Below are 25104 nucleotides of genomic sequence, written 5' to 3' on the forward strand. Positions count from 1 at the left end.
TTTCTGGGGTTCCGGCTTACATCCCCTGCTATGGCCTTCCATGCTCCGGGTCGGCGATGACACAGGCATGACAGCCAGGGCAGTGCGCGTATTCACGATTCACGCATCGACCCGCTGCTAGCCTGCCGCCACCCTCATTCCACAACCGGCAGTGCGCATGGCTCCGTCCCACTGGCGATTGATCCTCAACGGCAAGTCCACCGACAACGAGGACGTGCGCCAGGCGGTGCGCAGCCTGCGTGAGCGCGGCGTCCAGTTGGAGGTGCGGGTCACCTGGGAAGAAGGCGACGCCGAGCGCTATGTCGCCGAAGCGGTGGCCGACGGCGTGCACACCGTGGTGGCCGCTGGCGGGGATGGCACCCTGAGCGAAGTGGCCGCCGCGCTCGCCCATCACCAGGGCGATGCCGCCACGCTGCCCTCGCTGGGCCTGGTGCCGCTGGGCACCGCCAACGACTTCGCCACGGCCGCGAACATCCCCATCGAACCCGTCGACGCGCTCGCTCTGATCGCCAGCCGCCCGGCGCAGGCGATCGACCTGCTGCGCCTGGACACCGCGCACGGGCCGCACTGGTGCGCCAATGTCGCCAGCGGCGGGTTCGGCACCCAGGTCACCGTGGAAACCGACGAAGGCCTGAAGAAGATGCTCGGCGGGCTGGCCTACCTGATCACCGGCATGTCGCGGCTGGGCCGGATCGACCCGATCAGCGCACGCTTCAGCGGCCCGGACTTCAGCTGGGAAGGCGAGTTCATCGCGCTTGGCCTGGGCAACGGGCGCCAGGCCGGCGGCGGCCAGGCGCTGTGCCCGGACGCGCTGGTCGACGATGGCCTGCTCGACGTCACCATCGTGCCCGCACTCAACGGCGAGGTGGCCGCCACGCTCGGCACCCTGGTGACCAGCGGCAAGCAGGCGGCGCTCGAACGTGTGGCCGTGCGCGCCCGGCTGCCGTGGCTGGAGATCGCCTCGCATCAACCGCTCACGCTGAACCTGGACGGCGAGCCGGAGACCGCGTTGCAGTTCCGCATCGACTGCGTGCCGGCGCGGTTGCGGATGCATTTGCCCGCCCGGTGCCCACTGGTTGGTAGGTGAGGCTGGGAACCGGGAATCGGGAATTGGAAGAGCGTAGTGGGCTGTGCCGATACGCGGGTGCCCGCACGTCAACGCCGCCAGAAGCGCAATAGCGGCGTCACGATCGGAGCGACGACCAGCACGCGGCTGAAAGCCCCTCTCCCGGCGGGGCGATGAGGCACGGCTTGCGCGCCATTGGCGCGCGCCTCGGAGCGCTCGCGCCGCTGGCGCGGGCTGGGGCGCGGAGCGAGGGGTTGGGGTGAGGTGCCTGCGCCGCCATGAAAGCCGCCGGCATGACCCGGGCTCCAAGCAACGCCTCCTGCGGCGCACGCACCAACACCCGGCCAGGCAGCAGGACGCAGGTTGCCCGCCTCTGACGGCAATCAATGCGCACACGCACCGGACCACCCCAGGCCCGTCTTCGCAATTCGAACCGTGTTCGCCCCGGCCTGCTGCCCTGGGCGTGCAGTTGCGCTACAGTAGGCGCGTGTCCGGCCTGACGACCCCACGCTCCCTCTCTTCCGCTCGCCGCTGGTGGCGATGGTGGCCCGTTGCCGTCGTCCGCCCCGCCACAGAGTCCCGGAAGGAAAGTCGTCTTGATCACTGCAGAGCAGTTCCAGCGCCAGGCCGCTGAAGGTCACACCCGTATCCCCGTTGTCCGCGAAGTGCTGTCCGACCTGGACACGCCACTGTCGGTCTATCTGAAGCTCGCCGACGGCGCCTATACCTATCTGTTCGAATCGGTCGAAGGCGGTGAGCGCTTCGGGCGCTACTCCATCATCGGCCTGCCGGCGCGGCGCGTGTACAGCTTCCGCGGTCACACGTTGGAAGTCAGCGAGCACGGCGAAGTCATCGACACCCGGCAGGTCGCCGACCCGCTGGCCGAGGTCGATACCTTGCGCGCCGAGCATTCGGTGCCACGACTGGACGGATTGCCCGGCTTCACCGGCGGGCTGGTCGGCTGGTTCGGCTTCGAGTGCATCCAGTACATCGAGCCGCGCCTGGGCAGCGGCGACAAGCCCGACGAACTCGGCACGCCCGACATCCTGCTGATGCTCTCCGAAGAGCTGGCGGTGTTCGACAACCTCAAGGGCCGTCTGTACCTGATCGTGCATGCCGACCCACGTCAGTCGCAGGCCTATGTACGCGCCAACCGGCGTCTGGACGAGCTGGCGCATCGCCTGCGTCAGGGCGGTGCCGGCTATCCGCAGGCGCAGATTTCCGACGCCATCGACGAATCGGATTTCCATTCCTCGTTTACCCGCGAGCAGTACCACGCGGTGGTGCGCAAGGCACAGGAGTACGTGCGCGCCGGCGACATCTTCCAGGTGGTGCCCTCGCAGCGCTTGCGGGTGCCGTTCCGTGCGCGCCCGGTGGATGTCTATCGCGCCTTGCGTGCCTTGAATCCATCTCCCTACATGTATTTTCTGGATGTCGGCGGCACGCAGGTCGTCGGCTCCTCGCCGGAAATCCTGGCGCGCCTGCGCGATGGTGTGGTCACCGTGCGTCCCATCGCCGGCACCCGCCCGCGCGGCGCAACGCCGGAGCTGGACAAGGCGCTGGAAGAAGAATTGCTGGCCGACCCGAAAGAACGCGCCGAGCACGTGATGTTGATCGACCTGGGCCGCAACGATGTCGGTCGCGTGGCCGAGCCGGGCACGGTCAAGGTGGGCGAGCAGTTCGTGATCGAACGCTATAGCCACGTCATGCACATCGTCAGCGAGGTCACCGGCACGCTCAAGGCCGGCCTGAATTACAGCGATGTGCTGCGCGCCACCTTCCCGGCCGGCACCGTCAGCGGCGCGCCGAAGATCCGCGCGCTGGAAATCATCCGCGAGCTGGAGCCGGTCAAGCGTAACGTGTATTCCGGCGCAGTCGGCTACATCGGCTGGCATGGCGATGCGGATACCGCCATCGCCATCCGTACTGCAGTCATCCAGGACGGCTACCTGTATGTGCAGGCCGGCGGCGGCGTGGTCTACGACTCCGATCCCGACCTGGAATGGCAGGAAACGATGAACAAGGGGCGCGCGTTGTTTCGCGCGGTGGCCCAGGCCGCCAAGGGGCTGTGATGGACGGGCAGGGCAGCGCTGTGCGCATCAGTTTTCGCAACGACTACAGCGAAGGCGCGCATCCGCGTGTGCTGCAGGCAATCGTGCAGGCCAGTGCCGAGCAGAACGCCGGCTATGGCACCGATCGGCATAGCGAGCACGCGGCGGCATTGATTCGCACGGCCATCGCGCAGCCGCAGGCCGCGGTGCATCTGCTGGTGGGCGGTACCCAGACCAACCTGATTGCGATCAGCGCATTTTTGCGCCCGCACCAGGCGGTGATTGCGGTCGAAGCCGGGCACATCGCCACGCACGAAACCGGCGCCATCGAGGCCACCGGCCACAAGGTGCTCACGGTGCCGGCGCTGCACGACAAGCTGACGCCTGCCTTGATCGCGCCGGTGCTTGCGGTGCACGGCAACGAGCACATGGTGCAGCCGCGGCTGGTCTATCTCTCCAACAGTACCGAGAGCGGCACCATCTACACCCGCGCCGAACTCGAAGCGTTGTCGCGCTTCTGTCGCGCACACGATCTGCTGCTGTATCTCGATGGTGCGCGGCTGGGCGCAGCGCTGACTGCCAACGGCAACGATCTGGATCTGCCGACCATTGCCGCCCTCACCGATGCGTTCTACATCGGCGGCACCAAGAACGGTGCGCTGCTCGGCGAGGCCTTGATCGTGATCCATCCCGACCTGCAGGCCGATCTGCGCTACCTCATCAAGCAACGCGGCGCGCTGTTGGCCAAGGGCATGGTGCTGGGTGCGCAGTTCGCCAGCTTGTTCGAAGACGGCTTGTTCTTCGAACTGGCCGCGCACGCCAACGCCATGGCGCAGCGCCTGCGCGCCGGCCTGCTGGCCGCGGGCGTGGAATTTGCCAGCGACTCGCCGACCAATCAGCAATTCATCGCCGTCACTGCGCAGCAGGCCGAGCAGATCGCACGCCGCTACGACGTCGAACGCTGGGAAACGCGCAGCGATGGGCGGCTGGTCATTCGCTTCGTGACCTCGTGGGCGACCACAGCTGATACTGTCGATCGTCTGTGTGCGGATGTTGCTGCGCTGTTGCGAGATCCCACACTCGGGGCCATTTCCAGGGCACAAGGATGATGACGCTGAAAAGACGCGCAGCCTGGATGCTCGCTGGTGCTCTGCTGTTGCCCGCGATGGCATCGGCGCAGATCGATACCTTGCCATCGCAACCGCATTTGCTGGTGAAAGGGCAGGCATTGCGCACCGTTGATCCGGACCGGTTCATCATCGATCTCAAGGTCAGCAAGACCGAACTGCAACCGGATCTGGCACGCAAGTTTGTGGAGGAGCGCGCACGCGTGGTTCTGGACGGATTGCAACGCAACCATGTGTTGAAGGATTCGCTGTATGCCTCCGCGTTGTCGATCGCGCCGCAGTCACGTTATGAAGCGGGCAAGTCCGTCTTCGAAGGCACCCGGGTGGAGCGCAAGATCCGCGGCACATTTACGTCTTTGAAGGATGTGCGCGCCTTCCTTGGCGGCCTGGATGCCAACGAAAACGTGCAGGTGCTGTCGATGCAGACCGGCTACGCCGATGCCGCCGCCTTGCGTGCAGAACTCAAGCGCGAAGCCGCCACGCAGTCGCGCGAATCTGCGCAGGGGCTTGCGGCCGCCTACGGTGTGCGGCTTGGCGGGATCTACAGCATTTCCGATATCGCCCCCAGCTTTGCCTACGGTGTCGAAGCAGGCACTTGGTCGGCGCCCAATGCGCCAAGGCCAGGCTCGGTGGTCTCTCCGCCATCGCCGCCGGCCCCGCCGCCGCCGCCCGCGCCGGCCGCTGGCGTGCAGGGCGTGGGCGAAAGCCTGCTGACCGGCACCATCACCTATACCGAAAACATCTATGCGGTCTTCCTGATCGCGCAATGAGTCCCTTGCCATGCTGCTGATGCTGGATAACCAGCATGTAAGGGTAGTGGGGCCCAGGGAAGCCCGTGGAAGCATCGATAGATGAGGATTCCTGGGCTCCCAGGATCCATCGTGGTCCGGCTGGGTCCATGGTAATCCGGCGAATTTGCGGGTGTCGCTGCAGGTATCACATATGAATTCGGGACAGCGACGAAGGCTGTATGGAAATGCATCATAACTCTGCTCGGATCCAGCCATAGCCTTGCGCCCACAGGCCGATTTCTGCGCTTTTTTCGCCAAAATAGTTCATCCGGGCATGCATCCTGCCTGGGCAGCGGCGAACATTTGTGCTCGCCGCCCGAGACATGTCTCTGTCATGGCATGTGTATTTCGTCAGATCAGCGGCGTTGCCAATGCTTTGTCAATGCGAGGTCGCCTACATGTCGCTCAACACGCTTTCGACCGGGAGCAGCGCAGGTCTGACTCTCCCTCTAACGGATGAACCGTCCTCTCTGGAGTCGCCCGGATCCGACTCTGGTATGACCGACTCCGATTTCCTGGTGGGGATGGATAATCTATTCTTGCAGCAGATCTACCGCATGATAGGCGCTGCATACGGCAATGTTCCAGGCGATGATCCGACCGTCGACACGCCTGGAACGCCAGCACCCTCGGCTGATGATATTCAAGCCAGTCAGCCGATCGAGAAACGCACGTCTTGGCCAACGCCTTCGACAGGGTTCGACGCCAAGGACGTCAAGGGATCCACGCTACCGCCCGCGGTTGATGGGTCATCGGTGACATGGGATGGCGGTACGCTCACTGCGTCTGAGCTTCAGATTGTCTCCACGCTCAATCAGCACAAGGACAAGATGCCCCTCGAGTTTTCAAAGCTCGACGACAAGATCAACGACCCATCTACGCCTCCTGACTTGAAGAGTGCACTGCAAGGCCTGCAAAAGGATCCCCGCCTGTTCTTTGCCATCGGCTCGCAGGGCGACGGCAAATGCGGCGGCAAGATCAAAGCTCAAGATCTTTGGGATTTTGCGGATCACCATCAACAGGTGACCGATCTGGGCGGAAAGAACGCTGAATTCAATCCCAAGAATATCAAGGGAGACACGCCACCGCCGCAGGCAGAAGGCTCAACGGTCACATGGGACGGCGGTACCCTCACGAAATCTCAGCTGGAGATCGTTTCCACGCTCAATCAACACCGTGACATGACGCCGATCGAGTTCGCCAAGCTCGACGAAAAGATCAACGATCCCGCCACACCGCCCGACATGAAGAAGGCGCTGCAAGGCCTGCAACACGATCCCGGGCTGTTCTTCGCCATCGCGTCCCAAGGGCACGGCAAGCACCATCAAGACGATCAGGGCAAGTGCAATGGCACGTTGATTGCGGACAACCTGTACGATTTTGCCGATCGTCATCCACAGGTCACTGCCATGGGGGGCAAGAACGCGACCTACAACCCCGAAAAAATGCAAGGAAGCGACCTGCCGCCGCCGGTCGATGGCTCTTCGGTCACGTGGGACGGCGGCACGCTCACCCAGAATGAACTGGAGATCGTCACCACGCTCGATCGCCACAAGGACAAGCTGCCGCTGGCGTGGACCGATCTCGATGCGAAGATCAACGATCCCGCGACACCGCCGGATCTGAAGAAGGCATTGACGGAACTGCAGAAGGATCCACGGCTGTTCTTTGCGATCGGGTCGCAAGGCGATGGCAAATGCGGTGGCAAGATCAAGTCCGGCGATCTCAGCAAGTTCTCGGCCGGTCACTCGCAAGTAGCGGAGTACGCCAACAAGCAGGCCAAAGGCTACACGCAGAACTATGTTGCCTCCGATAGTCCGGAAAAGACCCAACCGACAGTCATGACCGAAAGCGATGCAATGCGCGAGTTCTATCGCTACTCGGACTACCTGCCGAAGGATCTGAATCAGGAGGCGTTCAAGCAACTCGTCGAAGGCGACAGCGATATTCAAAAGTGCCCCCCACAAGTGATCGCTGCGGCACAGTATTTTCGAGAGCACCCCGATCAATGGAAGGCGCTGGCAGGAGACTCGGGCTCGATGAGTACCCCGGACTTCCTGCAAAAATCTGCTTCGCAGATGCATCTGACAGCATCCGAACTGAAAACGCTGGACACGATCAGTGGTCATCAGGATGCGTTCTTCGGCGACGGCAAGGAGGTGACCCGCGACAAGCTCGACTCAATCGCCAAGGACGATAAAGCTGATCCTGCGGTTCGCGATGCCGCCAAGCAGCTATTGGCCGATCCGCTATTGTTCGGGTTGTTGAATAATTCGATCACCGGCTACAAGAAGCCGCACAGCTTCTTTGGCGGTGGTCATGTCGTCGACTCGGGCAAGATCAGCAAGGAGGACTTCCAGCAGTTCTACGAGCATATGACGGCGGCCAACAAGACCGTTGAAAAATCGCCCACGCACGCGGCCACATCACCCGAACAGCAGAAGGCCTTCGCGGACATGGTGATGGGCAAAGCCGATCAACCGGACATCAAGAAGAAGAAGAAGGATATCGGCACCCTCGGCAAGGGATTGCATGAGTTCCTGAAATGGGACAGCAAGATCCTGGATTGGGCCTCGGTCGGACTGAGTGCACTGAACGGCATTCCCGTCATCGGCGAATTTGCCGATGCAGCAGCGGTGGCACTGGAGGGCGAAGCGCAGGCTGCACAGGTGCTCGATACGGCACTGCAGGGCGGCGACATGGGGCTTGCGTGGAAACTCGCCGGCATCAACATGGCTGGAGCGGTCGTTGGTGCAGTCGGTGGGCCGGGCGCCAGGATCGCAGCCAAAGGGGCTGCCAAGGGAGCCGCGGAGAGTGCGGCCAAGGCAGCGAGCGAGAGTGCGACCAAAGGCGCCGCTGAGGGAGCGGGAAAGGTCACGACCGAAGGAGCAACGAAGGGCGCTACCGAAGGAGCAACGAAGGGTGCTACCGAAGGAGCAACGAAGGGTGCTACCGAAGGGGCAACGAAGGGCGCTACCGAAGGAGCAACGAAGGGTGCTACCGAAGGAGCAACGAAGGGTGCTACCGAAGGGGCAACGAAGGGTGCTACCGAAGGGGCAACGAAGGGCGCTACCGAAGGAGCAACGAAGGGTGCTACCGAAGGAGCAACGGAGGGTGCTACCGAAGGAGCAACCAAAGGAGCAACCAAAGGCGCAACCAGGAAAGAGAAAATCGCCGCCTTGGCGAAAAATCATGTCGTAGGCGGAACCATCGGTATATACACCGACCTGCTGAAGGTTCCTGTGATGGCGGGCCTACATTACGAAGAAGTGCAATTGGACAAGGAGAGAGACCATGGCGACATCCGCGAAAATCTGGAAGACGCGGGCGGATTGCCGCTAGGCAAGCAGACCATCCCCGGGTCCATTGCAGACAACTTCGAGGCGGACACGAAGGAGAACCTCAGGAATTTGAGGGGTGGCCGGCTCAGGTAACGGCGGCGCCTGGCTTGAGCGTCTACTGTGAGGGGAGCAGAGGGCGATTGCCAGGATTGCCCTCTGCGTTGGCGTGCCGGTCACTTGATCTGCAAGCGCGCTCTTCCAGGCCACATCTGGCAGCTGCGGTAGTCGTCTCTGAAAAATCCTTTTCAGACGCCAATTGCGAGCTGTGACCGATCCATGGCGCCCAGGGATAACTGCGACATGGCACGGATCCAGGCACGCAAAAGCGCGATCCAGCGCATCAACCAGCGCAGGTTGTAGCCGGCGGCGCAGCCCAGGACATGCAGTGCATCGCCTTGGGTGCCCTTTAATCTGCAGCGGCGCAGCCGGCAGTCGTCTTTCAGATGGCCGATCACCGGCTCCACCGCTTGCCGTCGCTTGATCCAGTGCCACTGCCGGCGCGTCAGCGTCTTGGCTTTCCCACGGTGCAGCACCTGTACCCCATCGACCTCGCGCCCGCGATAGCCCAGGTCCACGATCGCTACCGTCGGGGCGACAGCCACGTCTTGCAGCAATCCGCGTGTCTGCTCCAGTTGCTCGGCCAAGGTATCGCCGTCGTACGGATTGCCAGGGAAACTCCGCGCACCCACGACCAATCCCTTGCAGGCCGTCACCGCAATGCCGACCTTTACGCCAAACTCGTACGGTTGACGCGCTTTGCCCTTGCCGATGCATTCCACCTCCGGAGCATGCAACGCATACAGCTTGTGCTTGTCCTTGGGGTGTTGCGTGTACAGGCGTTGCGCACGGTCCAGCCACACAGCGATGCGCTCGCGCACGCTGTCCTCCACTGCGTCTAGCTTGCGCTGCATATCGCGCACCACGCGCCCCAACACTGTGCGTTGGCGCCGCAGCGCAGCTCGCATGCGCTTGAACTGGCGCGCATGGGCATAGCGGCCCGCCTTGCGGCTCAAGGCAGGGCCTTGCCGTGCGTAGGTTTGCCGAAGCGCAATACCGTGGCGCTTGGCCAGCAGCACCAGCTTCTTGCGTGCCACCTCCAGCAGACGGCTATCGGTCGGATAGGCGATTGCCTTTTCCTGCACCGTGGTATCGACGATCACCCGCGACAGCTCGCGTGCATCCACCGCCCTCATCGCGTGCGCCGCATTGATCGTGTGCGCCAGAACCTCTTCCATCCCAGCTTCGCCCAGGCGCTGACGCCAGCGCGTCAGCGAACTGGCATCGCATGGCAGACGCGTCTGGAACACCACCTCACCGGTGAAGAACTGCCAGTACGGATTCTCCAGCCAGCGCTCGCACACCGCTTCGTCGGACAGGTCATAGGCGTGCTTGAGGTACAGCAAACCGGTCATCAAGCGCACCGGCAAGGCCGGACGCCCACCTCCGGCGGGCGTGGCCGGCAAGTGCGAGCAAAGCGCCTGCTCCAACGCGGCCCACGGCATCCGTTGACTCAACTGCGCCAGCGGATGGCGCAGATCGATCTGGTTCTCCAGGCGCGAACGAAACAACTCCTCGGCGGGGGTGTCTTCGGCAGCAGGGCGGCGTGTACGCATGGACGGAAATTGCAAGAAATCAGCCCACAGCGTAGCGAAAACTGGTAGTTCCGGCACGCCTGCGCGGCCGGTGAAGCCTTGCTGTGACTGGGATGGTGGGGATTTTCAGGGACGACGCGGTAGACTCGCTCGCTCATGCGCGTGTGCTGATCGAAGTGAGGTCTGAACAAGATTTCAGATCGCGGAGATTACGCCATCCTGAACGCCATGCTCGCACGTGTTGCTGATGACTCAACCTGGCGATTGCTTGGTGGCGATTGAAAATACAGCGGTCTCAATATTCAAGTGCAACACGTGATTTGAATTGGAGAATGTCCTTCTCGAGTGCCGCGGCCGGCGTCATCCAGTTTAATGTCTGTCGCGGCCGCACATTCATCAGCTTGGCGACACGATCGAGGTACTCCTGACCGGCCTGCGTCAGGTCCACACCCTTGGCCAGGAATTGCCGCAGCAGGCCATTGGCAGGCGTGCTCAGCCGCGCTTGCGTGCGCCGCTGCAGACCGTCGAGGGTCCGTGTCTGTCGCCGCGCCGTTCGGCCAATGATCTTCCGTTTGCGCGCACCTGCAAGACGTATGACACGGGTCTCGGTTGCGCGCTTGCTACAAGACCAACTTCGTGTGCGGCGCGAGTGGTTCGCAGTGTCTGGCTTGAGCGTGCATCCCCAGCCAGACACTTAGGTCTTACCGAACTGGTGTATTGGTAACTCATCGCATTTCTCTGGAGAGACTCAGATGACGTTGGAATCAGAAAATCACCACACAGCGAACACAGCGTTTTTCATCGGCCTCGGCACCCGCCTTGGGTTGCCCGGCGAGCTTGCACAGCGACTAGGCGCTGGAGAAACCATTCTCGGACCTGCGGGCATGCTGTGCCGTGTCCACACGCAGATGCAGCAGGGCGAACTGACAGCGTTTCCGGAAGTGATCCTGCCAATGGCCGCACGCGAGCTCGGCGGCGATGAGGTGGTGACGCTGCTGGCGCTACAGGAGCAATTGCTCACCGAATACGGCTGGCGGCTGGCGCTGTCGGATCTTGGCCTGCTGTGCGTCTGCCCGCTGCTGCGCGTGCGCACGCCCGACGATGTGGCCGCCGCATTGGAACGCGGGCAGGTGGTTGCCCGTGTGGTGCTGGACGCGCTGGTGACACAGGCCGGTAGCACGGCGGAGGTGGCCTCGTGAAGCTCACCAACAACACCGGAACCTCTATCGGCAGCGGCGCCACGTCTTCTGCGCATGCACGCTTGACGCAGGGCGAGGAGGACGTTCCTCCCACACAGACGCCCTTGCCGACCGGCACACTTGCAGGCTTGCCTTCGGGGCAGTTGCTGCGCAGCCGTCGCCCACAAGTATTACGTCGCGTGACCACTGGCGCGACTGACGCCGAAGCCTCGCATGGCGCATCACATCGCTCGGAGTCCTCGCAGTCGTTGGCGTCGACGAATGCAACGTTTTACACTCCGCCGTCCAGCCCCACGTCCCTGGTCTTCGACGCGCATGGCGCATCGCATCGCTCGGAGTCCTCGCAGTCGACGGATGCAACGTTTCACACTCTGCCGGCAAGCTACGCGTCCTCGCTCGTCGATGAGCCGCATGCGCCTGAGGCCGCAGCGACCTATGCGCAGCGCAGCGCCGTGGCAGCTGCTGAGTTGAAGGGGCAGCTACGTACGCGCCTGGACAATCTGCACTTCGCGGAGCCATCACAGGAGCAGGAGGAACTGCAGGCCGCGTATCTGCAATGGGCGGACGCGCGCGTGGACGAACGCATCGCCGCATTCGGGCCGGATGCCGGATACCAGATTGTCGGCGATATGAAGACGGCAGGCGCGAAGGCCGCGTGGCCGATCGCCTACGAGTGTCTCAGAGCCTTCATCATCGGCGCTATGCGGACCCCGTTCGGCCTCTTGGCGGGCGCTGCCTACGACGGCGCGCGCGCGCCAGGGTCGGAGACACTGAGTACCACGGCGCTGTCCGGCGTGGCGGCGGGCACGATGTCCTATATCAGCGATACGTTGCTGATCCCGGCGATGGATCGGCGCGCGCGTGTCGCCAACCTGCCGCGGTTCCAGGCCATCGACCCCAAGATCCTGGTGCCCGACCCGCCGCCGGTCTTGCTGAAAATCGATGGCGAAAACAAGCGCTTCACGCGTCCCGGAGAGGGCGACAGCGAAACGCTTCCCGAGCTCAAGGCACAGGTCTACGACCTACGTGCAGGTGTTACCCAGTGGCAATCCACGCTGGACGACAAGTCCCTGGACACCTTGCTGCTCAAGCCGACGATCAACGCAGGGTTCAATGCGGCGCGGCGGACCTCCGACGACCCGGGCACGCTCACCCCGGGCGGCCAACTGGGCTTGAGCGCGCTCGCCATCGGCGGGGCAGGGGTCGTGCAGAAGGCAATGCTCGAAACCGGCAAGGCGGTTGCGCGTAGTGGCCAGATGCGCGTCCCCGGCCTGCTTGGCGACCAGCAGCGGCTGAATCTGTTCGCGCTGGCGTTGCCGGACAAGACGCGTCGGCCCGCGCACTGGTCAGACGCTGTGCATTTCCCAAACTATCTGCTGCAAACCGGAATGGAAGGCCTCGGGTTGGCCAGGCAGGCCTTGAGTACCACCAATGCGATCACCACGGCGGTCCGCGACTTGCTGGTCCGGCACATGGTCAGCAACGTGATGGTCAGTTTCGCCTCGCTCGGTGCCGCCCGCCTGATCGCTTCGCCCTTGCGCGGCGGCGACGCAAACGGCAGCGTTACCGGCGAGGGCATCGATTCCAACGCGACGATCGTGCAACAGGCAGCGCAGACCTTCTTCAACGATACGCTCTGGAATGCGCTCAAGGCCAAGAACGGCAGCAACGCCACCCAGGCGACGCGACTGGATCAGGCGCGCGCCGTTAGCGCCGCCGGCCACCAACGCACCATCGCACGCACACTGCAGGCGCTGGCCCAACCCATCGACGCGGCCATCGCGCTGTTTTCGGCGCCGACATCGCAGGAGATTGCGCAGGCCTTGGAGGAAGGGCAGCCGCTTGCGCCTGCAGCGGGGCCGCTGGCGGGAAGACTGCGTGAAGCGCTGGAGGAATTGCGCACGGAGATCGGCACGCAGTCCGTGTCGATTGCGACCGTGGGCACCGCACTCGATCGCCTGCGCGCCGGGCAGGCGTCGATGTTCAGCGGCGTGCCAAGCAACGACCTGACGCATACACTCAGGACCGAACTACAGAGACTCAAGGATGTATTGCACGACAGCGAGCAGCTTCGCCAGTGGGAAAATGGCCGGCCATAAGCGATCAATCCTGTAGGTCATCCACTGCATGGCGCAAGCCGCAACGACAGACGCAACCACCGTTGCGTCTGTTGCCCGTTGGCGCTCCCGGTGCGGCGCCGCGCGACTGCTGTAGCCTGCGATGTATTTGCACAGTAGAGCCTTCCGGGTGGCCAGCACCTGTTGGGCGTGCGGGAGTTGCGTTGGCCGAGTCAGCCAGGCGCAGCTCGGGGCTGGCATGGGTGCGTGCGTCATGCTCCAGGCGATGGACAGGCAGCAGCGCTGCACGTTCTGGTGTAGCTGCCTAGCGCGCCTCGATCCGGGTGCCGCGAAGAACGGCCCCGCAATGCATGTGCCGCGCCTGCCAGTACAGTGGCAGGCGATCAATCGCTGTGGTCCTTCTGGACAATGCGGTCGTCCCGATGGCCTGGGATAGGGCGGGGCGGGCAATCGCCCTCGTCGGCGCATCGGCGTTCGTGCTTGTGTGCGCAGCCGGAGATGATTTTCCATCGCGATTCTTTCAAACATGTCGTCGTGCGCGATGAAGATGGTGTTGTTCCATCAACGACCATGGTCGGTGGAATCTGCGAGCAGATCGCAGATCCATGCGCTAGCGATGTCGTCACGTGAAAGAACGCGCATTGATCGAGATGATGACCCCGGCATCACTCAATCGGCGTGGCGCCTGACCATGCGCCTACGCCGGCAGATGGGGTTCCGGCAATCGCCGGAAGACTATCGATCTCCGTCAAGCAGGAACGAGGCCGTAGGAGGTGCGCAGGTACAGTGCATCTTCTTCCTGCGCCTGCTGTGCAGCATCCTCGGCCCGGGCTCCGGGCACGCGCAAATAGGACGCAAACCCCACCCACAGCACGCATCAGCTGGGTAACGTCTGGACATCCAGCCGGTCCCTCGTTTCGCTCATCTGCCGGGCGATCACCTCGGATCGGGTGGTGCGTATCTGCCGGGAACACGCGCAGGGCCAGCGACTAGCCCTGCGTCATGTCAAGGACCGTTACTGACCGACCAGGCTTTTTGCGTTGTCGCCGGCCTTGCCGATGTACTTGTTGACCGTTACATTGTAATCAAGGTCGTTCTTGAGCATGGTGATTGTGTCGTTCATGTGCTTCTGATCGACGTTGGATGCGCCGAGATCGTCGAGCAGCGAATCGATCTGCTGGCTTGCCGCAGGCGTTGCAGGGGCATCGGGAAGTCGACCGTGGCCGGCGATCCGCTGCAGCTCATGTTGCTCCACAGCGGGGTATTGGCCCATGAGTAGCGGCTCATGCTGCCCCATGAATGGATGTTCGCCTACATGCAATAGGTGATGATCCAGAGATGGATCTCCGCCGCGTTGAGCCACCCCATGGTGCTCCATGGATGGATCGTCGACGCTCCTTCGCGACCTGCCGGGACGCGTGCCCAGGGATGACCTCAGCCCTGATAGCTCCGGCGATTGAGGCGTCGCGCCACTTGCAAAGCTGGGCGTTGAGGGAGATTGAGACGCGTTGCCCCTGTCATGGATGTTATCCGATTCAGCTGCGGAGGGTTGGGGCGACCCGGATAATTCGGAGAGCGAAAGTCTCATGTCTGTTCACCTTCATTCAAGATGTTTGAAGTGGCTAGCGTGAGTAGGAAGGCTTTCCTCCCCCGCGCACCTACTTTCCCCCCGCGTGCCGCTATCGATGACGTAGATCTGGAAGATCTCGACGTCAACCCGAAGCGATGCAATGTGGTACCGCGGTCTGATGGTCGTAAGAGTCAGGTCGGCTCGCGAGCCGGAAGGAATCTATGAAAATCCCTCGCCGACAGCCCGTTGGCTCGCTTGGGGTTCCTACCAGTCCCTGTTGACTTCGATCTGAGTGTGCTGGTGGCAGGGCCGCGAGCAGGGAAGCGAAAACGCGGTAGCGAACACGTGGTGTGTGACGGCGCACGGCGCAGGCCGGTTGACGGATGCTGCAATCAGACACAGCATCCGCCGGGCAATCGACGCACAGTGCGACCAAAAGCGGCGTCAGCCGCTGTAGGCTTTATGGCCGACACTTTTCGCCCCGGTGGCCTGCGACGCGTTGGGGGCAATCACCTCGTTCGGTGCATCGGTCGTGAGGTTTGCCAGTGTCACCGTCGAGTCGGGTGAGTCGGTGCGGAACACCGCTTCCTTGACCTGGTTGAACTCGCAGTTCTCGACCCGAAGGTTCGTGTCGATATCGGTATGTCCGCCATTGGTACGGAAGACCTTGCCGGCGCCCTCGACAGTGTCGCCCGACATCACGACATCGGCAGAGGCGTTGTCCTGCACGACCTTGTCTGAGGCATTCTTGAACGTGCAATTGATGATCTCGACCTTCGGCCGGCCCCCGACCTGCGGGCTGGAACCTGCAATGCCGGCATCATGCTCGCGGTTTCCCTGGCCATCGATGGTGACAGCATCCTCGCTGACATCTTCGTTGACGCAGTTGACCATCTTGCCGCTGCCGATGAAATGCACACCGTCGCCACCGCCTTTCATATGGACGTTGCAGAGGCTGCCGCCGTCCTCGACGACGAACAACGGCTGCTGGTGCTCGTTCTGTGAGCCATCACCAAGCGCAGGCCCGCCGATATAGGTCTGGCCTTTGCCATCGAAGACTTCGCCCTTGTGCACCACGATGGTCTTGTTCTGGACGCCGGGCGGCGCGGTGACGACCTTGCCGGTAGGAAGTGGCGCCTGCGATCCGGCTGAGCCCTGCATGCCCGGAGTGCCGCTGCTTGCTGTGGGCGTTCCCGACTGGGTCGGAGTGGTAGTGGATGTGCCGTTGTAGGTTTCCGTTCCATTGCTGCTCCCTCTTCGGGAGGCATCGCTGCCGTTACTACCGCTGTTCCCATTCCCATTCCCATTGCCGGCACCGCTTCCGTTTTGCCCGCCGGAATTGGCGGAAGAAGGCGGGTTCGATGACGGCATCGACGGCGATGACGATGGCGCCGGATTGATGTCGTTTGGCGGCTCAGGGCTATTGGACGGTTGATTGCCACTCTGCAGCATGTCGCTGAACATGCGTTGCAGGCAGTACGCCACCATGCTCATGATCACCGCAGTCAAGGCTTGTTGCTGCGAGGGGGAGAATGAGGACGACTGTAGTTTCGCTGTGTTATTTGAGGAAATGGCGAGATTCATTTGAAAATGTCCTGTGCGAGTGCAGTACGGGCCGAGTCACGCAGACGGGAAAGGCTACTCTGCCACCGGTGGCGATGCGCCGAGACGCCGTGGATGCAGGGAGCTGCTACCGATTGCTGACACAACCGGTCCGATGCGGAGTTGTGCATCACGCGCGCAGCCATAGATAATTTCCTGTCGCGATTCCTTCGAACATTTCGTCGTGTGCAATGAAGATGTTGTTGTTCCAATAACGACCATGCTCGGCATAATGGGCGAGCAGGTCGCAGATCCATGCGCCGTCGACGTCATCGTCCAGCGGGACGCGCACGATCAGAACGATCACGCCGGCATCGTTCAAGCCGAGTTGCGCCTGGTCCTGCGCGTACACCGACAGGTTGGCTTCCAACAACAGCCGAAACACCGTCAGGGTCCGTCCTGCAGGAGCAAGGCCATAGGAGATGCGTAGGTAGAGTGCTTCTTCCTCTGGTACTTGCTGTGCTTCGTCGTCGGCCTGGGCTGCGGGCATATGCAGATAGACTTCAAACCCGTCCACCCACAGCACGCGTTTGCTGAGCACCCCCTGCACATCCGGCAGGTTCAGGGCTTCGCACATCTGCCGGACGATCGCTTCGAATCGGGTGCTACTCATCTGTAGTATGACATGCGCAGGGCCATGCACCGGCCCTGCGTCATGTCAGGGCCCATTACTGGCCAACCAGCTGCTTCGCGTTGTCGCCTGCCTTGCCGATGAATTTGTTGAGCGCTACGTTGAAGTCGAGTTCGTTCTTCTTCTCGGTCAGGTAGTTGTTCATGCGCTCCTGTGCTGAGGTTGAATGGCCAATGCCACCCATCAGACTATCCATCTGATTGTCCGAAGTATGGGTGCTCATATGATTGTCGAATCTGCTTGAAAAGTCTGATTTAAACAGATCCCCGCCCTGGCCCAATCGCGGCCCAATCGATTGTAAATCTGACATATAAATACTCCTTAGCTGATATGAACTAACGTGGAGCGCCTGTCGGCGCGTTTTGCTTGACCAACGTGGCCAAGAAACTCGATGATCAAGGCATGCTAGCAATGTGCGCGACGATGTCGCGCGCGGCGTTGATGCCGTCATGCAAGACGGTGAAATTGTTGCGCGTAGCTTGATCGCTCGCTGCAGACCAGTGCACACGGAGTTGTTGCGCTGCTGTGTGCAGCGCTACATCGATATTGCGCAGTCGCTCACCGGAGAGATCCTCCGCCTTGGTCTGCAAGATCTTGCTCATATCCTGGGTGACCATATCGGTCATGGTATCGAACATAGTGCAGTTCTCATGGCGCCGCTTGCTGCGGCAGGAAAGTCAGGTGCTTGGTGCCGTCCGGCGTCTCGACGTAATGCAGCCCGTCGGCGAGCAGGGCTGCGTCGTAGTTCGCGGGGGGCTTCACGGACAGGTCTTGCTGGCTGATCTCAACATGCAGCGCGCGGATCTCCGGGCCCAGATCGCTGCGTAGATCGGCGATGCGTCGGGCCGCACGCTCGGCGTTGGCGCTGCTTCCGGTAATCGAAAAAACGCCACTACCGTCGTAACGCACGCTGAGGTCGCGGTCCGCCAAGGTGTCGCGCAGCGTTGCCAGTACCTCGTCCACTACCACCACATCGGCCGTGACCGCTGGATGGTGCCGGTGCAACTGAGCGCGCAGGCGGGCTGCGTCGGCGCTGCTGGTCACCAGGCCTACCACCCGCACGCGCGTGCCAACTTGCTCCACACGCGCTTCGCGCAAGCCAAGTTGCTTCAGCAAGGGTCTGACCTGATTGGCCTGGTTGTCCAGATGCTGCGGGGGGGCAGCGTCGGAAAGAAACGCCGGTTGCAGCGAGGGCAACAACGCTGTGGCGGCCAGCGCTAGCACGGCGCCCACCACTGCACGCACTGCCTTTCGCCTAGGCGCGGGCGGCGCAGACGTCGGGGCTGGGGAAAGCAGCCGCTCAAGCAATGCCACATCGTCTGGCCATTCCGCCGCAGCATCACCAAGGCACAGCACCAATGGACCAAAGCGCACTGGATGTAGCGCGATAAACGATGTAGTTGGCAACGCGTCGCCGCGATAACGCACTTGACCATCATGATCCACCTCGATGATAAGCGAGCAACCAGGCCAGTCTTCGATCCGGATATCGGCTTGGGGATTTGCACCCAGCGTGTAACATCCTGGCTGCAAATCTAGTCGTGCGCCGGCATGGATTCCTGTCAGGACGCGAAGTTGCATGGTCATGCGCGAATCTCCTGGACGGCCCGCTCCGGGTGCTCGATCAGCAGTGTGTTCAAACGTGTGATGGCGCCAGAACGATCACGGTGTCTGCGCGGCTTTTCTGCGTTAAGCAGCATCAGCGGCAGCAGTAAATGGAAATTGCGCAGCGCTGGCGATGGAACAGGTTGCGCAGGTATCAGTTCCGTCAGCAGCTTGCGTAACGCCTGCAGGTTCTCGGCAGGAGCGCTTGCACTGCCGGAGCGCAGGTGCTCGCGCATCAACCTCCAGACCATGGTCATCAGCGGTGCCGCGGCAGGATGGGCAATGCGGATCGCGCGAAGTTCGACGAGCGCAACGGCAAGCGCGCGCCGCCTGAGCATCGGGTCGGCGGCGCGCATGGTTACGTAGCGGTCGAGAACGCCGTCGACGCTTGCGCGCACGCTATCGTCCAATTGCACCGACGAGGCGCCTTGCCATGACCCTGCCTGCGGATCGCCAGCGTGCGTGTTTGCGCCATCGCCGTGCTGATCGTCCTGGCTTTGCCCCTGGCCCTGTGGCTGCGCGATTGCGATGCTGACCCGGCCGCGCAGCGCCGACACGCGTGCAGCTTCGGCTTCTTCCTGTTCGGTGGGGTCCAACCCGTCGTCCATACCTTCCAGTGAATGCAGGCCACGTCGCCGTTTGCGCGGCGGAGCGGGGCGTAAACGCGGTGCATGCGTTGCGGCGTCGGCGACCGCAGGCGCGCTGGCGTGCGCCGCATCGGAATGCCTGTGCGAGGCGGTACGTGCATCCGGAACCGATGGCGGCACGGCACCGGGTGTGATGCGCCGGATCATGGAAATGCCGCCTGCATCAGCGCCTGGCCGAACTGCATGATCGCCGAGGCGCCCCACGGCGCGGCGACCGCAATGGCGGCCACCACTACCACCAGCTTGAGCGCGAACGAGATCGATGCATCCTGCAGCGACATTACCGCCTGAATGAAGGCGATCAGCAATCCGGCCAGCGCGGCGACGCCGACCACCGGCAACGACACCTTGAGGCACAATAGCAAGGCCTCGGAGGTGAATCGCACAAGATCGTCGTGGTCCATAGCGTCACCGATAACTCAGAACCAAGCCGTGGATCAGCGTGGACCAGCCATCCATCGCCACGAATAACAGCAGTTTGAATGGGATCGCCACATTGGTCGGCGTCACCTGCGAAAGCCCCATCGCCATCAACGCATTGGCCACCACCAGGTCGATGACGATGAACACCAGATACAGCAGAAAGCCGATGCGAAACGCTTCGGTCAGTTCGCTGAGGGTGAAGGCAGGTGCCAGCACGAGCAGGTCGTCCGGCTTGAGCGTGTCGGCCTTGTCCTTGGGCCAGATCTGCTGCGCGGAGCGCATGAAAAAAGCTTTTTCGCGCTCGCGGGTGTGCTTTAGCAGAAACTGGCGAAACGGCTCACGGCAGGCGTCCAGCAGCACCACCACACGGCTGTTATCTGAGCCTGCACTGTAGTTCTGCGCGGCCTTGAATGCCTCCATGCCCACTGGCGCCATCACAAAGCACGACACCAGCAACGCGACGCCGTTGAGGACCATGTTCGGCGGTACCTGCTGTACGCCGATGGCATTGCGCAGCAGGCCGAGCACGACCACGATCTTGGTGTAGGAGGTGATCACCATCGCTGCGAAGGGCAGTAACCCCAGCAAGATGACCACCAGCAGTAGCGAGCCGACGTCAGGCATCTGCATGTGTGGCCTCCGACATGCTGAGAATCTGTACCCCAAGATGTTCTCCCACTGCCAATAGCCGGCCGATGCCGATGGTCTGGCCATAGACCACCAGGCGGATGTCGGCCTGATCCACCGGTACCGACAGTTCGAGGACCTGACCGGGCTGCAAGCCCGACAGCGCCGAGAGCGGTAGCGCGAGCTGGTCCACTTCCAGCTGTACCGGCAGTTCAAGGGCTGCGACATCGGTGGTGGACGCTGGGAGGTCGGACTCGGAGGGATCGTGCTGCATAGTGGGGGTGGTCTCCAGAATCATCTGTTGCGGGTCCAGGCGCACCGGAGCGCGCAACACTGCGCCGCCCGGTATGCCCCAGAGCAGTTCGCCCCGGCGCACCGGAGCCGAGGCAATGCCGTGCAGCAAGACATCGCCTGGCCGTAGCGATTGCAGCAGCGCTGCCGATGCGGTGCGCCCGCCGATACGCAGGCGCGTGTTCACCAGCAGTGCGGACAGCCAGGCTGGCAACGGCGTTGGCGTTGCCAGCGCGGCGATGGCCGTTTGCAATGCGGCAAGGAGAGACGGGCTTGCCGTCTGCGCGATCGCGTCGATGTCGCCAAGCGTGATGCCGATGCCGAGTGCGTCGGTTTCTTCCGCATCGCGCTCGAAGGCGACGACTTCGGCAATGCCCAGCCCGAGCGGTACGAAAGCGCTCAGGCAATCGCTCAACAACACCCCGGCAATCGCAACGCGCAATGCGTCGTCGTCTTCGTTCAACAGCAGCGCCAAGCCGTCGCGTGCGGCGATCCGCAGATCCATGCTGCCGCTGTCCAACTGCAGCTGCAGCCGCGCCGCTTCCGCAGCGTGGATGCAGCGGCAGTGCGTGGTGAAGCCGCAGCGGCGTGCGGCACGCGCATCGCCGAGCAATCTGCCCAGCTGCGCGCGCGCGGCCGGTACCTGCCTCAGTGCCTGAGAGAGGGCACGTGCCGGTGGAACTAGGCCTGGATCGGTTGGCAAGACGGGATCCCTCCTGACGGCTATGCTGACGCGTGTGCGGCGTCAGACAACCTCGATGCTGACCTGGAGCGTGTCACTCAGCGTGGCCTTCAGTGCGGTAGCCAGGCGCTTTTTTCCGCTGCAAAGTACCTCGCGTGCGTCGGGCGAGCTGGTGTTGAAGCGAAGCGATAGCTGGTCTGGCGAAAGCCGCAGGAACAAGGTGGTTTGCGCAAGCAGGTCGTGGTTGATGTCCAGCCACGCCTCCCAGGTACCTGCACCGCGCACCTGCGTGGCGTTGCAGAACTCGGCCACGCGCAGCGCGATGTGATTGATGGCCATCTGCGCACGCTGAGTGCGGACCCATTCGGTAGCGATCTGCCGCCCCAGCGGGTCGCTGTCATTGCCTTGATCGATGTGTCGATGCTGACCCTGGTCGAGACACGATGACGGCTCGCTTCGTACCGGCGCAGGGTCATGCTGTTCATTGGGCACATCCGCATCTGCATCCGCAGCATCCCCAGCGTCGGAGCGCAGCGGATTGCCGTCGCACTCCTGCGCCAATAGCGCGTTGGTTACCGCCAGCTGCGCGCCATTCAAACGTCGTCGTAGTTGCATAAAGTTGGCGCGTTGCGCCAGCCGCAGCGGCGTTTCCGGAGCCGCCGGCCGCAGCGGTGCACCGGTGAGCGGCAGGATGCGCACATGGCGGACGGGCGGCTTGCGCATCAGGCCACCACTCTGCCGATCGGCTGCAGCTGCACCTCCGCGCCCAGTTCCTGGAACGAATACACCTCCAGCCAACCCAGTCGCGCCTCGATCATGCGACGCACGTAACGGCGCACGTCCATCGATGCGACCACCGCGAGTGGATGCCGCGCCTGATCGCCTACGATGCGCTCCACCTGCTCAACGAGCTGATTGGCCTGCTCCGGCGGAAGGGCCAGGAAATTGCCGGCCGGGGTGGCGCGAATGGACTGCCGGATCAGTTGCTCCACCGCATGGTCGAGCATCACTGCGGGCAGCTGCCCAGTGCCTGCGGTCGCGGTATGCGCAAGATAGCGCCCGAGATCGCAGCGCACGTACTCGGTGAGCATCAGAAGATCCTTTTCCTTCGGACCCCACACCACCAGACTCTCCAGAATGCTCTTGATGTTGCGCACTGGGACGCGTTCTTCCAGTAGCCGTCGCAACACGTCGGCGATGCGCTGGGCCGGTATCGCCTTGTTGACCTCGGCGACCAGCCCGGGATAGTCCGCGCCCACCTGTTCAAGCATCCACTGCGTTTCCTGGATGCCCACGAACAGGTGCGCGCGCGCGTGCAGCGGGGAGATGGCCTGCTGGGCCAGCGCCTGCTGCATGTCTGTGGCGTCGTTCAGTTCGGCACGGGTCTCGGGAACGTCGTGGATCAACACTTCGTATTGCAGGCCCTGCAGGGCTTCGCTCTGCCATATCGCGATTCCCGGGAACGGCAACCCCAGCAGCTCGACCAACCGTCTGCGCTCGCTTTCGATCGCCTGATCCAGCAGCGTCGAGTCGAGCCGTGCGGCCAGCTGCGGTGAAAGCCGCATCGACAAGGGCGAGGCAAAATCCGGTGCGCTCTTGCGGATATGCGGCGCATCCCCTTTGGCACCTTTGCGGCTGGTCGATGGCAGCGCGGGCTGATCACTCCCGCTGATGTCGCGTTGCTTGCGCCAGATCGTGTAGCCCCCGGCACCGACCGCCGCTGCCAGCAGGAGGAACAGCACCGCCGGAAAACCCGGCACGAACGCAAAGCAGGCCAGCAGCACGCTCGCTGCCATCAAGGCACGTGCGTTGCTGGTGAGCTGGCGGCCGATGTCGAGCCCGAGCGAGCTGATCTTGGTTTCGTTCTCGTTGGCGACGCGGGTGATCATGACACCGGCCGCGACCGAGATCAGCAGCGAAGCGATCTGCGACACCATCGCATCGCCCACCGACAGGATCGCAAAGCGGTTGGCGGCCTCGCCCGCGCTCATGCCGTGGTAGGTCACGCCCACCACGATGCCGGCAAGGATGTTGACCATGGTGATCACCAGGCCGGCGATCGCATCGCCCTTGACGAATTTCATTGCCCCGTCCATGCCGCCGTGCAGTTGGCTTTCGATGGCCAGGCGGGCGCGTTTGCGGCGTGCTTCGTCTGCGGTCAGATTGCCGCCACGCAGGTCGGCATCGATGCTCATCTGCTTGCCTGGCATCGCATCCAGGGTGAAGCGCGCGCCGACTTCCGCAACGCGCTCGGAACCTTTGGCGATCACGATGAATTGCACCGTGGTGATGATGAGGAACACCACCAGGCCCACCACCAGATTGCCGCCTACCACCAGCTCGCCGAAGCTCTCGATGATGTGGCCGGCCTCGGCATGCAGAAGGATGGATTTTGTCGATGCGATGTTCAGCGACAGCCGCAGCAGCGTGGTGAACAGCAACAACGAGGGAAACGACGACAGCGAGATGGAGTCGGGCACATACATCGTGACCATCAGCAACACCACGCTCAGCGTGATGTTGATGCCCAGTAGCGTATCGATCAGCGGGGTGGGCAGTGGCAGGATCATCAGGCCGATGACCGCAACCACCAAGGCGGCGACCGCCACCTCGCCGCTGTAAGTGAAATACCGTGTCGCGCGCATGCGATCTCCTAGCAGGACAGCGGGCTGTTGCCGTCGTCGTGGTTGCGGCCGAGTTCATCGACCCAGCGCAACACCACCGCTACCGTCTCGAACAGCGACTCGGGTACTGCATCGCCAAGTTCGACCTGATGCAGCGCACGTGCCAGCGGCGGATTGGCAACGATCGGAATACCGTGGTTGTGCGCAAATGCGCGCAGTTCCAGCGCACCGTCGTCCACGCCCTTGGCAACCACCTGCGGCAAGCCGAAGCCGTCCGGTTCGTAGGCAAGTGCGACGGCGTAATGGGTCGGGTTGACTACCATCACCTTGGCCTTGGCGACACGTTCGCGCGGGTCGCCGAAGACCAGTTCCTTGGCGAATTCCTTGCGCTTTCCCTTCACCTCGGGGTCGCCTTCGCTCTCCTTGTGTTCGCGCTTCTGTTCGTCCTTGCTCATGCGTTTGTCGCGAATGAATAGCCAGTGTTGCACGCTCCAATCCGCCGCGCCAACCAACACGAAGACCAGTACCGCCAAGGCGCATAGCGTGCCCAGCGTACGCCAGCCAATCTGGGCGATGTCAGACGTAGGCTCGTAGGCAAGCCCGACGATCATCGGCATGAGCCCGCGTATCCCGAACCACAGCACCACGCCGATCAACAGGGCTTTGATGCCCAACTTGAGCAAGTCGATGAGACTTCGCAACGAAAAGAGTTTTTTGACCCCGTTCACGGGATTGAGCGAATCGAACTTGGGCGTCACCGGTTTGAGCGAGGCATTCAGACCTGTCTGGAGGAAGGTGCCGATCAATCCGGCCGCCAGGCAGACTCCCAGGAACGGCAGCATCAGCAACAAGCCCTGCATGCAAATGTTACCGAGCGCGCGGTTCATGGCTGTCGCATCGCGCGTATTGGCGGTGAAATCGAAGCCGATCGACATCAATGTGCGCATGTGTTCGACACAGTAACTGCCGGCCAGTTTCATCACCAACAGGGCACCGAGCAGCACCGTAGCTGCGGTTACGTCCGGGCTGATCGGGATTTCCCCGTCCCTTCGCGCGTCCTGCAGTTTCTTTTCGGTCGGCTTCTCGGTCTTCTCATCCGACATGGTGCTCTCCGCCCGCCGTTGCTGCGTGCCGATTGTGGGTGAGCCATTGCCAGA

The 25104-nt window shown here is 62.7% G+C and carries 21 protein-coding genes and 2 pseudogenes; 7 read left to right on the forward strand and 16 right to left on the reverse strand.

Features of this window, described 5'->3' with window-relative positions:
• Nucleotides 1-157 precede the first annotated feature (157 nt).
• The 5 genes from yegS to HG421_RS00350 all read left to right on the forward strand — a co-directional run bounded on the left by yegS (nucleotide 158) and on the right by HG421_RS00350 (nucleotide 8469).
• Complete coding sequence (gene yegS, locus HG421_RS00330; protein WP_168968239.1) at nucleotides 158-1087, forward strand: lipid kinase YegS; 930 nt, start codon at nucleotides 158-160, stop codon at nucleotides 1085-1087.
• Nucleotides 1088-1662: 575 nt separating this feature from the next.
• The gene (trpE, locus tag HG421_RS00335) at nucleotides 1663-3138 is read left to right on the forward strand and encodes an anthranilate synthase component I (protein WP_168968241.1); all 1476 of its coding nucleotides are present in this window, start codon (nucleotides 1663-1665) and stop codon (nucleotides 3136-3138) included.
• Nucleotides 3138-4226 (forward strand): threonine aldolase family protein, encoded by a 1089-nt coding sequence (locus tag HG421_RS00340; RefSeq protein ID WP_168968243.1) that lies wholly within the window; start codon nucleotides 3138-3140, stop codon nucleotides 4224-4226. Before trpE ends, HG421_RS00340 begins: the two co-directional genes overlap by 1 nt.
• A 5-nt stretch (nucleotides 4227-4231) precedes the next feature.
• On the forward strand, nucleotides 4232-5014 hold the full coding sequence (locus tag HG421_RS00345) for an SIMPL domain-containing protein (RefSeq protein WP_169708042.1): 783 nt from the start codon (nucleotides 4232-4234) through the stop codon (nucleotides 5012-5014).
• A gap of 419 nt (nucleotides 5015-5433) precedes the next feature.
• On the forward strand, nucleotides 5434-8469 hold the full coding sequence (locus tag HG421_RS00350) for an HrpF/NolX family T3SS translocon protein (RefSeq protein WP_248279444.1): 3036 nt from the start codon (nucleotides 5434-5436) through the stop codon (nucleotides 8467-8469).
• A 152-nt stretch (nucleotides 8470-8621) separates the two neighbouring features.
• Here HG421_RS00350 and HG421_RS00355 read toward each other — a convergent pair whose 3' ends face one another.
• Both HG421_RS00355 and HG421_RS21130 read right to left on the reverse strand, forming a co-directional pair.
• Entirely contained in the window at nucleotides 8622-9989 is a 1368-nt protein-coding gene (locus HG421_RS00355; RefSeq protein ID WP_168968245.1) for an IS5 family transposase, read from the reverse strand.
• Between the two features lie 274 nt (nucleotides 9990-10263).
• A pseudogene (locus tag HG421_RS21130) lies at nucleotides 10264-10449 on the reverse strand (IS30 family transposase); the annotation flags it as partial.
• Nucleotides 10450-10720: 271 nt separating this feature from the next.
• Here HG421_RS21130 and hap3 point away from each other — a divergent pair.
• On the forward strand, nucleotides 10721-11167 hold the full coding sequence (gene hap3 / locus HG421_RS00360) for an Hpa3 family type III secretion system protein (protein ID WP_168968247.1): 447 nt from the start codon (nucleotides 10721-10723) through the stop codon (nucleotides 11165-11167).
• Nucleotides 11164-13266, forward strand: a complete 2103-nt coding sequence (gene xopF1, locus HG421_RS00365; protein WP_211161764.1) for a type III secretion system effector XopF1 — start codon at nucleotides 11164-11166, stop codon at nucleotides 13264-13266. Before hap3 ends, xopF1 begins: the two co-directional genes overlap by 4 nt.
• Before the next feature lie 465 nt (nucleotides 13267-13731).
• Here the strand turns inward: xopF1 and HG421_RS21470 are convergent.
• The 14 genes and pseudogenes from HG421_RS21470 to sctU form a co-directional block, all read right to left on the reverse strand.
• Nucleotides 13732-14119 (reverse strand): annotated as a pseudogene (locus tag HG421_RS21470) (CesT family type III secretion system chaperone); the annotation flags it as partial.
• Nucleotides 14120-14260: 141 nt separating this feature from the next.
• The gene (locus HG421_RS21585; RefSeq protein WP_429001929.1) at nucleotides 14261-14419 is read right to left on the reverse strand and encodes an HrpE family protein; all 159 of its coding nucleotides are present in this window, start codon (nucleotides 14417-14419) and stop codon (nucleotides 14261-14263) included.
• An 840-nt stretch (nucleotides 14420-15259) separates the two neighbouring features.
• Nucleotides 15260-16399, reverse strand: a complete 1140-nt coding sequence (locus tag HG421_RS00380; RefSeq protein ID WP_168968249.1) for a pectate lyase — start codon at nucleotides 16397-16399, stop codon at nucleotides 15260-15262.
• Between the two features lie 148 nt (nucleotides 16400-16547).
• Nucleotides 16548-17030 carry a CesT family type III secretion system chaperone gene (locus HG421_RS00385; protein WP_168968251.1) on the reverse strand — a complete coding sequence of 161 codons (483 nt, stop codon included), beginning with the start codon at nucleotides 17028-17030 and terminating at the stop codon, nucleotides 16548-16550.
• 55 nt (nucleotides 17031-17085) lie between these two features.
• A complete protein-coding gene (gene hrpE / locus HG421_RS00390; protein WP_429001905.1) occupies nucleotides 17086-17499 on the reverse strand; it encodes an HrpE family protein in 414 nt (137 codons plus the stop codon).
• Nucleotides 17444-17686: an HrpD6 family protein gene (hrpD6, locus tag HG421_RS00395; RefSeq protein WP_168968255.1), complete on the reverse strand. Its 243-nt coding sequence runs from the start codon at nucleotides 17684-17686 to the stop codon at nucleotides 17444-17446. The genes hrpE and hrpD6 overlap by 56 nt, the downstream gene beginning before the upstream one ends.
• A 10-nt stretch (nucleotides 17687-17696) precedes the next feature.
• Nucleotides 17697-18635 (reverse strand): HrpD5 family protein, encoded by a 939-nt coding sequence (hrpD5, locus tag HG421_RS00400; RefSeq protein WP_168968257.1) that lies wholly within the window; start codon nucleotides 18633-18635, stop codon nucleotides 17697-17699.
• Nucleotides 18632-19447 (reverse strand): 4-hydroxyphenylacetate catabolism regulator HpaA, encoded by an 816-nt coding sequence (locus tag HG421_RS00405; RefSeq protein ID WP_168968259.1) that lies wholly within the window; start codon nucleotides 19445-19447, stop codon nucleotides 18632-18634. Before HG421_RS00405 ends, hrpD5 begins: the two co-directional genes overlap by 4 nt.
• Entirely contained in the window at nucleotides 19444-19704 is a 261-nt protein-coding gene (gene sctS / locus HG421_RS00410; RefSeq protein ID WP_168968262.1) for a type III secretion system export apparatus subunit SctS, read from the reverse strand. The genes HG421_RS00405 and sctS overlap by 4 nt, the downstream gene beginning before the upstream one ends.
• Before the next feature lie 4 nt (nucleotides 19705-19708).
• Nucleotides 19709-20353, reverse strand: coding sequence for a type III secretion system export apparatus subunit SctR (gene sctR / locus HG421_RS00415; protein ID WP_168968265.1), 645 nt, complete (start codon nucleotides 20351-20353; stop codon nucleotides 19709-19711).
• Nucleotides 20340-21344 (reverse strand): type III secretion system cytoplasmic ring protein SctQ, encoded by a 1005-nt coding sequence (gene sctQ, locus HG421_RS00420; protein WP_429001906.1) that lies wholly within the window; start codon nucleotides 21342-21344, stop codon nucleotides 20340-20342. Before sctQ ends, sctR begins: the two co-directional genes overlap by 14 nt.
• 42 nt (nucleotides 21345-21386) lie before the next feature.
• Nucleotides 21387-22046: a type III secretion system protein SctP gene (sctP, locus tag HG421_RS00425; protein ID WP_168968268.1), complete on the reverse strand. Its 660-nt coding sequence runs from the start codon at nucleotides 22044-22046 to the stop codon at nucleotides 21387-21389.
• Complete coding sequence (locus tag HG421_RS00430) at nucleotides 22046-23968, reverse strand: FHIPEP family type III secretion protein (RefSeq protein WP_168968270.1); 1923 nt, start codon at nucleotides 23966-23968, stop codon at nucleotides 22046-22048. The genes sctP and HG421_RS00430 overlap by 1 nt, the downstream gene beginning before the upstream one ends.
• An 8-nt stretch (nucleotides 23969-23976) precedes the next feature.
• Complete coding sequence (gene sctU, locus HG421_RS00435; protein ID WP_168968272.1) at nucleotides 23977-25050, reverse strand: type III secretion system export apparatus subunit SctU; 1074 nt, start codon at nucleotides 25048-25050, stop codon at nucleotides 23977-23979.
• Between the last annotated feature and the right edge of the window lie 54 nt (nucleotides 25051-25104).

This window comes from Xanthomonas campestris pv. badrii (genome assembly GCF_012848175.1).
GTDB classification, from domain to species: domain Bacteria; phylum Pseudomonadota; class Gammaproteobacteria; order Xanthomonadales; family Xanthomonadaceae; genus Xanthomonas; species Xanthomonas campestris_C.